The organism is Pedobacter nutrimenti (assembly GCF_003208655.1).
Lineage (GTDB): Bacteria > Bacteroidota > Bacteroidia > Sphingobacteriales > Sphingobacteriaceae > Pedobacter > Pedobacter nutrimenti.
On sequence record NZ_QKLU01000003.1, the window covers coordinates 350380 to 363501 of the forward strand.

Here is a 13122-nt window from a genome sequence, read left to right on the forward strand (position 1 = left end):
CAATGTTCATGATCAGAGTGATGCTTTTTAAACAATCAGTTTCAAGGCTTCCTTTTTATAGCTCCTGCCCACAGGAATAAGATGTTGCTGAATTTTTACCTGGATGGCACTAAAAGACTCCACCTTGTTTTTTGCCACAATGAAAGACCGGTGAATGCGGATGAATAACTGCTGGTCCAAACGGAGCTCTATTTCCGTAAGCTGTATTCTGGTTTGATAACTGCCATTTTCAGTAACAATAAGTACATATTTTTTTTTGCTTTCGATATAAAGGATTTCGTCAAAATAAGCTTTAACTTTTAGCTTCTGAACAGTAATTAATAAGTATTTTCTTTCTGTTTTTTCTTCAGCAACACCCGGGCTTGCTTTTTCTTTGTCCTCCTTTTTTAATTTGTTAACGGCCATCAAAAACCGGTTAAACTGAATAGGCTTTAATAAGTAATCGGTCACATTTAGTTCATAACTATCTATAGCGTATTCCCTGTAGGCTGTTGTAATAATGATCTGGGGGACCTGGTCTAGAATTTTAATGAAATCCAGGCCTTTCAGCTTTGGTAAATGGATGTCTAAAAAGATTACATCTATTCTGAATTGTTTTAAAGCGTCCAGTGCCCATAGTGCATTCCTGTAGGTACCTTTCAACTCCAAAAAATGAACTTCGGCGATATAATCCTGTAGAATTTCTGCTGCTAAGGGTTCGTCTTCAATAATAATGCAGTTAAGTTTTTCCATAGCTTAGCAAATCAAGATATAAATAGACTTTAAAAATACCCGCTTGCGGTGTTATTTCTATTTTATGGTTTTTATATAAAAGTTTCAGTCTTCTGGAAACGTTTTGCAGGCCTATTCCATTGGAAGACTGGTTTTGCAAGGGATCATAATTGTTTTCAATCCAAAAAATTACTTCATTGCCTTTTTGGATGATCTCCAGAGTGATAGAAATCTCGTTTTGAGATTCGCTGGCCCCATGTTTAAAAGCATTCTCTATTAAAGGCAGCAGCAGCAATGGAGGGATCTGTGCAGAAGGATCTTCAATGTTTTTTTTAAAACTAAGAGAAAGCCGCTCATTGTAACGGATCTTTTCAAGGGCAATAAAATCTTCTAAAAACTGTATTTCACTGGCCAGTGTGATGGTGTCTGTTTCAGATTTATACAGCATAAAGTCCAAAAGATTCGAAAGTTTTAGTACCGCATCGGGCGCCATATCCGATTTTTTTCGTGTCAAAGAATAAATGTTATTGAGTGTATTGAATAAAAAATGAGGATTTAACTGATTTCTTAATGATTTTAACTCCACACTAAGTCTTTCCTGAACTAACATTTTTTCCCTTTTTGCCAGTCTTGTCCGTTTGCGAAATAGCTTTAAAGAGAGTGCCAGGCCGGAAGAAAATCCAAAGAAAACAAACGCCCTCAAAAAAATCGCAATGTTCCATGTTTCCGCTCTTGTGAGCCTCTTTTGGTATGTCCAGTTGTTTATAATGTAAAAAGCAAACAGTTTTAAGAGTACAACACAGCCAAGGAAAACCAGAACCGTTAATATCAGGTTTAAGAGTCTTAAACGAGGGGTATTCAAAAACCATTCATAGGCCACATACAGTATGTAATAGGCGAAGATTATTTCTGGTACTATAATCCCACCGACGGAAAGGAACATGTCTGGCAACAATTGAAGCAGGGTCCTGTCTGGTAAAGCGTCTTTTACCCACATGTATTCCATATTCATATAGAATAAAAAATAGCAGGACCAAAACAAAATATGTTGCAATATTCTTATCATACCCGATAAAAATCGATAAAAAACACAATATATAGTAATAAAGAGCTGAACAACGCTTATTGTGGTATAAACGACATTATAAAGGATTTAAAAGGTTGTTAAGTTATGGTTTAAACTAGGGGTGGGGTGAACAGAAAACAGGTTTCTGACCCTATAAAGATTTTATTGCGCATAAGGGGATGTGTAACTTTGGTATGGTTCAGAAAATGATGACCAATTTTTGAATTTGTATGAATAAACAGATAAGACTTGTAATTGTTGATGATCATCCGATTGTAATTCAGGGGCTTCGGAGCGTGTTCATGAACAATGCCCATATTTCCATAATTGCGGACTTTAACCTAGGAAAGGACCTGACAGATTTTATGGCCACAAATCAGGTCGATCTGGTTCTTCTTGATGGAATGCTCCGGGATGGAAATGGGATGGATTTATGCCGGAAAATTAAAATGATTTCTACCGATACTTATGTACTGGCTTTTAGTCATTCTAATGAACGAAGCACTATTACCCAGATGCTCCACAATGGTGCAAGTGGTTACTTGCTTAAAAATGCCTCTGTGGAAGAATTAACTTATTGTATCTATAAGACTTTAAACGGTGAAGTCACTTTTAGCAAGGCTGTAAAAGAAGCTCTGGCCCGCCCGGTCTCAAGTGACCTGAAAAGGGTCCCCGAACTGACTAAAAGAGAAAAAGAAGTATTGGGCCTCATCGCTGAAGGAAAAACGACGACATTAATGGCTAAACAGCTTTTTGTAAGTCCTTTAACTATAGAAAGCCATAGGAGAAACCTGCTTCAGAAATTTGAAGCAAAAAATGTCGCCTCATTAATTCATCTTGCTTCAGGGCAGGGACTTTTTAGAAGTACAGTCTAAAGAAATGGCCTTTTTTTGTAACTTTTGACTTCAGTATTTAATGAATGTCGGACTCGCAAAATTACATGATCCCTCCGGGGTGTAAAACCCAAAGGGATCAGTTGAAAAATTAAAATTTTTTTACCATTCCGGCACCCATGGCCCCATGGTTATAAGAGGGTAGAATTATCGTGTTGTTTTTTGAACGATCAGAGAATAGGTTTTTGATCTTGGGATACAGCCAATAGGAGGTTTGTGTGGATAAAATTCCCAGTCCAGCCCCTGAGATGACATCACTCAACCAATGTTTGTTATTATACATCCTTAAATAACCAACCAAGACAGCTGCTGAATAACCTGAAACGGTATACCATGGTGATATTTCATTGTATTCCTGCCGCAGAAACTCTGCGGAAGCAAAGGCTTCAGCAGCGTGGCCCGAAGGAAAAGAATTGGGTGCACCATTGGGTCTGGTTACTGCGGTAATTCTTTTAAGACTTTGGCAGGTCGTATTTAATATGATGTTGGAAACCAGGTAGACCCCGCCTTGATCAGTCAGACTGTTTTTTCCTTTAATACCCATCGCATTCAATGTAAATACCGCCGCTCCTGGAGCAAACTGCAGGTAGTCATCTATTGTGAATTTACGGTGCGGATGCTGCGCGTAGAATTCCTGCCTGGCTTTTTCGTCAAGCTTGGTTAAAGCACTATTGTTTAGTTTTACAAAGCCGTAAGCCAGAGCTGTTGCCGGGACGATGATTCCGGTTATTGGAATTGTATTTTTAAAATTTTTTGACCGTATTTTTTGATTGGAACTTAAACTGTCCATAGCGTTAGGTGGATTTATCTGCTGGTGTCTGGCGGAGGACGGATTTGCCCAGATTATCCATAAAACGGATACTGTATATATGAAGTACTTTTTCATTTTTCTTTATTTAAAAACCATTCTTCGGCCTGTCTTATGGCCTCTTCTACAATGGCGAGTTCATTAACACTTTTTTCTTTTTTCATGCGGTTAGCAATCTCAATTGCCTTTTCCCTTACAATAGCAGGCAAGGCCTGCATCTCCATTGGGAAATTTTCAATTGTCCATTTCATAATTGGTTTTCTTAATGAATCAATATTTGTTTCTTGCAGGGCGTTAAGAAGGTTATCTGTATTTTATGATGGGTCGGCCTGAAAACAGAGGTCAGATCGGTGCATAAAAAGAGTGAAAACTTTGCATTGGCGAAGCCTTTTCCAAAAGAAAGGAAGAGATGCAAATTGGGTATTAGACGAACTTAGGCGGCTGCCAGATGGAGGAATTGCTCTGAATAGCCCGGTCTGTACAATCGCAGAAATACACCATACCTGATTGAGCAGGGGTATCGATAGAAATTGATAAAGATCTTATGATTGCCATTGTGTTACAGCAGAGACAAGTACATAATGGAGCGCATGAATCTTTTATCGAATCCTCATGATGATCAGCCTCAGATTTGATTAAAACAAAAGATGATGAAGATAATTTGTTAATGGTTATGTCTTTACATGGCATGAAACTCATGCTAATGACGACTAAAGACAATATCCACCCTAATATTTTCAACATCTGTTTTTTCTTAAAGGTATAAAAAAATAGAATTCCGTAACTAGGGTTTGGATATAGTTGGATACTTTTTTATAGATTTTAGTCCAAACAGTTATTTTTTACTCTAAAACTGATTACACCCCCAGTACAATCAGGATCCGTCCAACCAGGTTAATTACAGAGGTCGCAAGATTGATAATATCATTGATGTTGTTTAGCTGTTTAATGCTTTTGGTTAAATTGTCTGCTTCTGTCTTTGCCTGATCTGTAAGTTGTTTATACAGATGATTGTTTTCATCAAGTTCCCTTTGCAGAATTTCAAAATAGGCATCCCTGAGTACATCATATTCCTGTTCAAGTTTTTCAACAGCATCTTGTCCGCCGCTTTGGAATGCTGCCTGTAAAAGCTGACTTCTTTTGCTGTTGAACTGGGCAATTGCAGCTGACAGTGATTTCTTTAATTCCTGTTGCATTTATTTTGTCTTTAAAAGTTCTTCGATTCGGTTTAACGATGAAATGATGGTACTGAGATCTGGTTTTTCCTTTGCAATTTCAGCATGTGCAAGGGTTAATTCTTCCAATGCTTTACCCAAATCGTTTAACTGTTTTCTGGTGTCATTTTTTTGCTTCATGATCTCATCCCGGTTCCTTAACCTGTACATTAAAATAATAGTCGCTTCATCTTTGTAGGGTTCTTTTATGTCCTGAGCTATTTTTGCAGCATCATAACGTTTGGAGTCAACGGTATTCAGCCCGTCTGCATAAGAATTATAAATTAAGTCAATATATTCTTCCCAGGTGCTTGTGTCTGCTTTCCAGAGACTTAAGTAAGCCTGTGAAAGGGCATATAAGATTTCATTATGTGCCCTTATTTTCTTTGCCTGTATGGAGCCTGTAATTAATTTTGCCACTCCCGGAAGCTTTGATTTAACAACATCGGGCAAATCGGGGAGTTTGCTGATCGCATTGTAACTGTCTTGTAGTGCACTGACAGCTTGTTCGGTTTTATCTGCATATTTACTGTCTGTTAAAAGAGCAAATGCAGCATAAACGGCCATCAGGCTTTTGTATGCTTGTATTCTTGGGCTTAACTGATTGGAAAAATCTTTTGCTTTCGTATTGGGTAATGGCATGGTGGCCGGACTTGGGTTTGTAAGGACCTTGAGCTTATCCTGCTGTGACTTATCAATTGCAGCCTGATTAGACAAGACCGAATACACATCTAGTGCCTTCTGTGAAACTTCTGCTCCTTTAACAGATGTTTTGCCTCCAAGTTCAATAATTTTTGAAGAGGAGCATGAAGTAAGCAACAAAAATAATAAGAAGGCCAGTTTTGGTTTCATCGATTCAATTTTAATAGGGTCAGAACTTTGGTACTAAAAATGGAAGGGCTGTATAAACAAAAAGGAGTAGGAGCGTATTGGGTGTCAAGGTTACCTATAGGACAGCCGTATACTCAAATATAAAAAAAATGGAGTTAAGTTTATGTTGTTTTTTAATGAAGCTTATCCTCTTATTCTGCAGGAATACAGACCTATAGAAGACAAAGTCTGCTGATTTACCTTTGCTTATTTTTTAGGTGTAAGAAAGGCGGTATCAGGTTTGGTGTTTACGAAGACATAACCTATACTTTCCCCGTGCTGAGACCATACGGTTAACAGGGTATCAGGTCCGTAATCCGGGGAAGAAAAAATGAGATCAGTAATGGACTGAGGATCTTTTTTTATTTTAAAATAACCTTTTGTATCTGTATAGGCCGATTTCGCATTTGAAGGATAATCTTCTTTAACCTGAATGTTTGCCAGAGGTTTTTGAGTTTTCTGGTCATAAACATATCCATGGTAAAATTCAGGAGCTTCTGAACAACCCGTTAAAAATACTATACAGAAAAAAGTGTTTCTCCATGACATCATTTTTACCAGACAAAAATGCTGCCATTCTCAATCCCTGCCCTGGTAAAAAGCAGTTTTAACAAAGCAGATTTACCAGGAAAGTAATACTTGCAAAGCAAAAGCAGTAAAAATAAAACGAATATTGAACAAATGGATTCATTTGCTCAATATTCGGCACTTTGGGTATTGCTTTAAGCGACTTGCAACAGATCTTGCAGGCGGTCAAACATGCTGAACCAGCTTTGATACGCACCGGTTTTTTTAGCTTCTGCTTCCGCAACGGTCTGGTGCAGCTGCACTTTGGTTTGTTGACCAACAGGGCTAAAAGTAACGGCGGTGACAATCGCTTGTGGCCAGTCCTGAGATTTTCCGGCAACATCTGCCGTTACGTTTTCTCCCTTTTCATTGGACAGGACCATCAGGAAAACCAATTTTTCATTAGGTTTTATTTCTGTGTACTTGCCTTTGATCCAGCAGGGGCCATGGACAGGGTCATGAACACAGGAATGGAAAGTCCCGTTTTCACTGACATCTATCGATTTAAATTCGATCTCGCAGCCCTGGGGTGCGTACCATTTTTTTAAATGTTCAGGATCTGTCCAGGCTTGGAACACCAGTTCCAGCGGAGCGTCAAACAGGTGACTAATAGATAGTTCTTTACTTGTCATTGTTATTGGTTTTAATTTCGGTTAAATACTGGTCTAATTTTTCAAAACGGTTTATCCATAGTTGTTTGGATTGTGCAACCCAGTCGGAGACCTCATCCAGTTTTTCCATTTTAGCCTGGCAATAACGTTCGCGTCCTTTTTGGGTAATTTCAACCAGCCCGCATTCGGTGAGAATTTGCATGTGTTTTGAAACCGCCTGTCTGCTGATGTCAAAACTTTCTGCAACACTGTTTAGGTTTAAAGGCTCAGCAGCAATTTTTAAAATAATGTCCCGTCTTACCGGATCAGCTATGGCCTGGAATACATCTCTTCTTGTGATCATATTTGTGCAACTATGTGATTGCAAATATAAATGCAATCATTTGATTGCGCAAATATTATTTGAAATATTTTTCTGCAAGAAGGTGAAGCAGGCCCAAATTCTTTTAAACAGCTTGCTTTCGACGCTCTTAAGTGTATTCTCTTATTTTAAAACAGTCTAAATACTATATATTTGCGGCAAAATAAACCTGATCGATGCCGGGCCCCGGGGCTGCTGCTGAATACCAATGGGAAAGAGATTTAAAAAAATTGTCAGACAAATACATTTGTGGTTGGGTTTAAGTACCGGCCTTATTGTTTTTGTGGTGAGCATTACCGGCTGTATGTATGTCTTTGAAGAAGAGATAAGGGATTATAATCAAAAAGACTATTTACATGTGGCTGTAGAGAAAAATCCTTTTTACGGCCTGGAGTCTATAATCAGGAATTTCGAAAAATTGGCTCCAAAAGAGGGCATTACTTCCATCCGTATTACAGATAGTGAAGCTAATGCTACAGTTCAGATTTTTTCTAAAAAGAAAAAGGTATATTTTTTTAACCCATACAACGGTACACTGGCTTATAAAACCGGAAATGACTGGCTGACAACGGTCCTGGAGTTTCACCGGACCCTGTTGCTGGGCGAAACCGGCAGGTTTATTCAGGGATGGGCTGTGGTGATTTTTATTGTGATGCTCGTTTCTGGTCTGGTTTTATGGTTTCCCGGACAAATGCGTTTGCTCAAGCAATCACTAACGATTAAATGGAAAGCTTCGGCCAAAAGAATCAATTATGACCTTCATAATGTACTGGGGTTTTATGCTTCCATTTTTTTATTGATAATTGCTTTATCAGGAACATACTTTGCTTTTAAAGGTGTAAAAACGGCTGCGGCTTTTTTAACCGGGACCAAGTTGTCTGACGGAAAAAAACAAAAGGAGCCTAAGCCCCTGGTAATTGATTCCCTTGCCAAACGATATGCTAAAATCTATCAGGCGGCTGCTTTAAAATACCCGGGGGCAACATCCACAAATTTATCAGTCCGCAAAGGTGGGGAGTTGCGTTTAAGAATGATTTATCCTTATAAATGGACACGTAACCAGAATACTTTTTATTTTGACCAGGCCAGTGGCCAGTTGCTGAGGGTAAAGCTATATAAAAACAACAATGCAGCAGATCTGATAGAAGCGACGAATTACGATTTGCATACCGGAAAGCTTTTTGGATTTGCCAGCAAAATTATATGGCTGCTGGCGAGCTTGATCAGCGCTTCCTTGCCCATAACAGGTTTTTTGATCTGGTGGAAAAAGGGAAGAAAGAAGTCCTGAGAAGCAATTTTATGCTTTTCAGCTGTTTTTTTAGAAAGATTGCCGATTTCGTTCTATTTTGTAGACATATAACAGATGATCTACAACAATGAAAAACTATCTCTTCCTGGCACTGGCTATTGTTTTTGAAGTAATTGCCACCACTTCGTTAAAAGCATCCGGTCAGTTCACAAAATTCTGGCCCTCTGTTGCGGTGGTGATTGGCTACCTTATTTCTTTTTATTGCCTGAGCATTACCCTGACCAAACTTCCTCTTGGAATTTCCTATGCAATATGGTCTGGTTTGGGAATTGTACTGGTTTCCATATTGGGGCTGCTGGTTTACAAACAAAAACTTGATTTGCCGGCCATTCTTGGCATTGCTTTGATTCTAATCGGAGTACTGGTCATCAACCTGTTTTCCAAAACAAGTGTTCATTAGTGTTGCTATCTGTTGTTTTAAAGGATTTTTGTTAATACGTATATTTTTGCAATTAAATGCAAATACGCATATATTTGCATTTAATTAAAGCATTATATCTCCGGAAATAAAACAATACACAGATGAAGGAACAAATCACTAAGGCCAGAAAGGCAACAAAATCTATATTTTTAGTTTGCGGTCTGGGAATTTCCAGCTGGGCACCTATGGTGCCTTACGCCAAGGAGCGACTGGGTTTAAATAATGCCGATCTGGGCTTGCTCTTGTTGTTGCTGGGGGGAGGCGCCATATCTATGATGCCTGTCAGCGGAATACTTGCGCACCGTTATGGAACCAGAATTGTGATCAGGTATGCTGCCTTGATCATGGCCCTGACCCTTCCTTTACTTTTATTGATCAGTTCCCCGGTTTGGATGGGACTGGCTTTGTTTATTTTCGGAAGCGCTGTTGGTGTGGTTGATGTAGCGATGAATTCACATGGAGTGCAGGTGCAGAATGCCTCTGATAAACCAATTATGTCCGCTCTTCATGGGCTTTTTAGTGTGGGGGGATTATTTGGATCATTGGGTTTGGGTTTTTTAATGAAAGCGGGATTGAGTCCGGTGACTGCGGCCATTTGTATAGCCGTTTTGCTGGTTGGTATCGTTTTTTGGAATTATCGTTTTTTGCTGGATGACCGAAAAGAAAAAGAACTGATCAGGCAATTTTCGGTTTCTGCAAAGGATCAAAATGTAAAATCTTTTTCCTGGTTAAAGGCCAGTGTTTTATTCCTGGGCCTGATGTGTTTTTCTTCTTTTCTCTCAGAAGGGGCCATGCTGGACTGGAGCGCAGTTTTTCTGAGCGAAAATAAAGGTGTAAACCCCGAACTGGCTGGTGTGGGTTATGCCTGTTTCTCGGTTGCTATGGCCATTATGAGGTTGCTTGGTGACGGTATTGTATCCCGTCTTGCCGGTAAAACGGTTGTCACAGTGGGTGCAATTATTGCCGCTTCTGGGCTTTTTCTGGCCGTTTTTAGTCCATGGGTATTTGCTTCTTTACTGGGGTTTGTGCTGCTGGGAATTGGGGCTGCTAATATTGTTCCTGTATTTTTTAGTGAAGGGGGAAGGCTGAAAGATGTTCCTGCAACAATTGCTATTCCAGTTATCAGTACGATGGGTTATGCCGGCCAGCTTGCGGGACCGGCTTTGCTTGGGTTTATCGCTTACCATTTTTCCCTGAATGCCGCGTTTTTATTTATTGCAGGGTTGTTGTTAATGGTGGCCATAACCTATGGTTTAAGAAAGCAAAAAGCGGGGTGAAAAACAGACATAACAATTTAATTTTGCATCTTGGATTTTAAACCGTGTACATATGAATATTAAATTAAGAAAATGGGATATGAAAGACCTTGATCTCTTGGTCAGGTATGCAAACAACTGGAATATAGCAAAAAATCTAAACGACAGGTTCCCATTTCCTTACGGTGTTGAACAAGGCCTGACTTTTATTGAATTGACCTCAAAAAATATGCATACCGAGATATTTGCAATTGATTTGGATGGTGCAGCGATAGGAGGGATCAGTATGGATGTACTTCCCGATGTTCATCATAAAAATGCAGAAATAGGTTATTGGCTGGCAGAACCTTTCTGGGGAAAGGGGATGATGCGTCAGGCTATCGAGAAAATGCTGGACCATATTTTTTTAAATTACCAGGTCGAGCGGGTAGTTGCCAGACCATTTGGAAGCAATACGGCTTCCCACAAGGTTCTTGAAAAGGCCGGTTTCCAGCTTGAGGGCCGTTTTGAAAAAACACTTTATAAAAATGGGGAGTATATGGATGAACTTGTTTATGCAGTAAGGCGTAAAAACAGATGGAAAGAACTATAAATACTTTTTCCAGGGAAAGCTTTCATCAGATTTGTGATGAGCTTGCATGGAGAGACAAAGAGCTGGCCACCGTGATGCGAAATTATGGTTATCCACCCATGTGGACAAGGTCAAATTCCTTTGAATCGCTGGTACATATTATCCTGGAACAGCAGGTCTCTTTAGCTTCAGCACTCGCTGCACTGAACAAGCTTAAAGAGAAAATTGTTGAAATCATACCTGAAAATGTTTTGGCTTTAAGTGATGAAGAGCTCCGGGCCTGCTATTTCAGTCGTCAGAAAACGGTTTATGTAAAACACCTGGCCCAGGTTCTGGCCGATAAAAAGATTGACCTGAACCATTTGCCCTTGTTGCCTGATGAGGAGATACGCAAAATATTAAATCAGTTAAAAGGGGTTGGCAACTGGACCATTGATGTATACCTGATGTTTGTGTTGCAACGGACCGATATCTTTCCTGTAGGGGACCTGGCGGCAGTGAACGCCTTTAAAAAACTAAAAGGCCTGCCGGCAGATACCACAAAGGAACAATTGATCGCAATTGCCCGGAGTTGGGGGCCTTACCGGACCGTTGCAACGATGCTGTTATGGCATTATTATTTATCGCTTCGGACAAAGTCGTAATCCATACTTTTTCCATCACCTGAAATAACGGCTTTCACTTTATTGCCAGTTCTGTTGTAGGTGATTTTTTTTGGAAAGTCATGCTCCTGGTTTTCACAGGTAAAGCTATCGTTACTTAATTCGGTGAGCTTAAAGTAAACAGGATCTTTCTCGTGGGTAACACGTACAACTAAAAAGATATCCTTGCTTTTTGAAATGAATTCCATATCCTCAACAAAAAGGGTTTCTTTTCCTTTAAGGGTTACGCCTTTTCCGGTAAATTTCAGATCGGATACTTTGGCCCAGGTTTCATAGCCGGAATTTCCGGGTTTCGAATTGGTCCGGGTCCATTTACCAATAAGCCATTCCAGTTTTTTAAATTTTTGTTTGTGATTTTCCTGCCCATGGACTGTATTGATCAACAATAGGGTACCAATGACTAAAAGTAATTTTGTTGGGTTCATAAGGTTTGTTTTTAAGCAAAAGTAACTACAATGCGGTATCAGGTATTGTACAAACCCGACCTGTTCTATTTATTCAGAAAAAAGTTGGCCATATTTTTTTCTTCAAAAAAATAAGAGGAGGGGTCTTCTCCGGTAAAAGCTTTGAAATTCCGTATAAAATGAGATTGATCGTAATAACCGGATTGATATACAATTTCTGTCCAGCTGCATTTTTTCGACTTTAACAACTGGAAAATGTAATTGAAGCGGATGATCCTGGAATAATATTTTGGGGAGAGCCCGATGTATTTTTTAAAAAGCCGTTCCAGCTGGCGTTCCCCAACACCGGCAGTTTTAGTCATTTCGGCTACTGTAGCCATACCATTTGTGCTAAAAACAAGATCTAATACTTCTTGTAAAGGATTTTCGGTTCCATTTTTACTCAAACCCATAAAATAATTGTCCAACTTCATTTTGGCTTGTTGCTCATTTTCAAAAGGAAACAGGTTATCCTTCAGACCAGAAAGTAAGGGATGAGGAAAGGTGTCCAGGTCTACAATCTGATCCAGGTACTGGTCCATTTGGAGCTTAAAAAGCTGCGTTAAGGCGGCAGGTTTGAGTTTAATGGCTATAGATGCTGTAACACCGGTATTTTCCAGGTAAAAATACCGGCTGATTTGCCCAGCCAGCAGGTTTGGCGTTTGCAGTACCCAGTGGTCTTTCATTTTTGCTTTATACACTGCTCCATAGTTAAAAATGAGTTCTGTATAACCATCAGGTATAATTTTTTCTATTTGTGGGCTGGGATCATCACTTTGCATCATCCAGTAACATTCAATAAGTGGTTCCAGGTCTGGATGAGGTGCAATTCTGATGAAATTCATAAGGGAAATTAAGAAATCAGGAGGTCAAAAAAGAATATTATGTAACTTGGTTTTAAATAACACTTCAGAAAAAATGCGATGATTAAATTTGCCTATACCATTTTATATGTCCGGGATGTAAGCCGTACGGTTACTTTTTATGAAAATGCTTTTGGTTTCCAGAGAAAATTTATTGCACCAGGTGGGGATTATGCCGAATTGCTTTCGGGTGAAACCACATTGTCTTTTGCAAAGACCGAGTTGGCCAGGACAAATTTGTCAGCTGGTTTTATAGAAAGTAAAACAGAAGGACAACCTTTTGGAATGGAGATCGGTTTTACTACAAATGAGGTGGAAGCTGTTTTTAACAAGGCCGTTAAAGAAGGCGCAATTCCGGTTGAAAAATTAAAAGTAAAACCATGGGGCCAGCAGGTGGCTTATGTAAGGGATCCGGATGGTTTTTTGGTAGAGATCTGCAGTCCGATGGGATAAATATTATGTGCTAGTTGATACTATAGTACTTTATTTGGTAAAT

Annotated in this window: 19 protein-coding genes; 7 read left to right on the top strand and 12 right to left on the bottom strand. The window is 39.4% G+C overall.

From position 1 onward, the window contains the following. Positions 1–27 precede the first annotated feature (27 nt). On the bottom strand, positions 28–732 hold the full coding sequence (locus B0O44_RS09645) for a LytR/AlgR family response regulator transcription factor (protein WP_110829685.1): 705 nt from the start codon (positions 730–732) through the stop codon (positions 28–30). Next, positions 719–1723, bottom strand: coding sequence for a sensor histidine kinase (locus B0O44_RS09650; protein WP_170123298.1), 1005 nt, complete (start codon positions 1721–1723; stop codon positions 719–721). The genes B0O44_RS09645 and B0O44_RS09650 overlap by 14 nt, the downstream gene beginning before the upstream one ends. Positions 1724–2007: 284 nt before the next feature. Between B0O44_RS09650 and B0O44_RS09655 the strand changes: the two genes are divergently transcribed. Next, positions 2008–2652, top strand: a complete 645-nt coding sequence (locus B0O44_RS09655; RefSeq protein ID WP_110829689.1) for a response regulator transcription factor — start codon at positions 2008–2010, stop codon at positions 2650–2652. A 109-nt stretch (positions 2653–2761) separates the two neighbouring features. Here the strand turns inward: B0O44_RS09655 and B0O44_RS09660 are convergent, their stop codons facing one another. From B0O44_RS09660 to B0O44_RS09685, 8 genes are all read right to left on the bottom strand, one after another. Then, entirely contained in the window at positions 2762–3556 is a 795-nt protein-coding gene (locus B0O44_RS09660) for a phosphatase PAP2 family protein (RefSeq protein WP_110829691.1), read from the bottom strand. After that, positions 3553–3729, bottom strand: a complete 177-nt coding sequence (locus B0O44_RS24965) for a DUF2188 domain-containing protein (RefSeq protein ID WP_170123299.1) — start codon at positions 3727–3729, stop codon at positions 3553–3555. Before B0O44_RS24965 ends, B0O44_RS09660 begins: the two co-directional genes overlap by 4 nt. 172 nt (positions 3730–3901) lie before the next feature. Continuing rightward, the gene (locus B0O44_RS25385) at positions 3902–4222 is read right to left on the bottom strand and encodes a DUF6660 family protein (RefSeq protein WP_394340867.1); all 321 of its coding nucleotides are present in this window, start codon (positions 4220–4222) and stop codon (positions 3902–3904) included. A gap of 113 nt (positions 4223–4335) precedes the next feature. Then, on the bottom strand, positions 4336–4674 hold the full coding sequence (locus B0O44_RS09665; RefSeq protein WP_110829693.1) for a hypothetical protein: 339 nt from the start codon (positions 4672–4674) through the stop codon (positions 4336–4338). Beyond that, positions 4675–5544 carry a hypothetical protein gene (locus B0O44_RS09670; RefSeq protein ID WP_110829694.1) on the bottom strand — a complete coding sequence of 290 codons (870 nt, stop codon included), beginning with the start codon at positions 5542–5544 and terminating at the stop codon, positions 4675–4677. Positions 5545–5769: 225 nt separating this feature from the next. After that, positions 5770–6111: a carboxypeptidase-like regulatory domain-containing protein gene (locus tag B0O44_RS09675; protein WP_146229798.1), complete on the bottom strand. Its 342-nt coding sequence runs from the start codon at positions 6109–6111 to the stop codon at positions 5770–5772. Between the two features lie 173 nt (positions 6112–6284). Beyond that, on the bottom strand, positions 6285–6761 hold the full coding sequence (locus B0O44_RS09680) for an SRPBCC family protein (RefSeq protein ID WP_245943633.1): 477 nt from the start codon (positions 6759–6761) through the stop codon (positions 6285–6287). Then, on the bottom strand, positions 6751–7083 hold the full coding sequence (locus tag B0O44_RS09685) for an ArsR/SmtB family transcription factor (protein ID WP_110829699.1): 333 nt from the start codon (positions 7081–7083) through the stop codon (positions 6751–6753). The genes B0O44_RS09680 and B0O44_RS09685 overlap by 11 nt, the downstream gene beginning before the upstream one ends. A 226-nt stretch (positions 7084–7309) precedes the next feature. On the opposite strand from B0O44_RS09685, the gene B0O44_RS09690 reads away from it, so the two are divergent. The 5 genes from B0O44_RS09690 to B0O44_RS09710 all read left to right on the top strand — a co-directional run bounded on the left by B0O44_RS09690 (position 7310) and on the right by B0O44_RS09710 (position 11302). Beyond that, entirely contained in the window at positions 7310–8389 is a 1080-nt protein-coding gene (locus B0O44_RS09690; protein WP_110829702.1) for a PepSY-associated TM helix domain-containing protein, read from the top strand. A gap of 88 nt (positions 8390–8477) precedes the next feature. Further along, positions 8478–8810, top strand: coding sequence for a DMT family transporter (locus tag B0O44_RS09695; protein ID WP_110829703.1), 333 nt, complete (start codon positions 8478–8480; stop codon positions 8808–8810). 122 nt (positions 8811–8932) lie between these two features. Further along, positions 8933–10108, top strand: coding sequence for an MFS transporter (locus B0O44_RS09700; RefSeq protein WP_110829705.1), 1176 nt, complete (start codon positions 8933–8935; stop codon positions 10106–10108). A 52-nt stretch (positions 10109–10160) separates the two neighbouring features. Further along, entirely contained in the window at positions 10161–10679 is a 519-nt protein-coding gene (locus B0O44_RS09705) for a GNAT family N-acetyltransferase (protein ID WP_110829707.1), read from the top strand. Then, a complete protein-coding gene (locus B0O44_RS09710; RefSeq protein ID WP_110829709.1) occupies positions 10664–11302 on the top strand; it encodes a DNA-3-methyladenine glycosylase family protein in 639 nt (212 codons plus the stop codon). The genes B0O44_RS09705 and B0O44_RS09710 overlap by 16 nt, the downstream gene beginning before the upstream one ends. On the opposite strand, the gene B0O44_RS09715 is transcribed toward B0O44_RS09710, so the two are convergent. Continuing rightward, the gene (locus B0O44_RS09715) at positions 11275–11745 is read right to left on the bottom strand and encodes a DUF6265 family protein (protein ID WP_110829710.1); all 471 of its coding nucleotides are present in this window, start codon (positions 11743–11745) and stop codon (positions 11275–11277) included. The two genes, B0O44_RS09710 and B0O44_RS09715, sit on opposite strands and share 28 nt — an antisense overlap. 65 nt (positions 11746–11810) lie before the next feature. Then, positions 11811–12608, bottom strand: coding sequence for a helix-turn-helix domain-containing protein (locus tag B0O44_RS09720; RefSeq protein ID WP_110829712.1), 798 nt, complete (start codon positions 12606–12608; stop codon positions 11811–11813). Between the two features lie 78 nt (positions 12609–12686). Between B0O44_RS09720 and B0O44_RS09725 the strand changes: the two genes are divergently transcribed. Continuing rightward, entirely contained in the window at positions 12687–13079 is a 393-nt protein-coding gene (locus B0O44_RS09725; protein ID WP_110829714.1) for a VOC family protein, read from the top strand. Positions 13080–13122 lie beyond the last annotated feature (43 nt).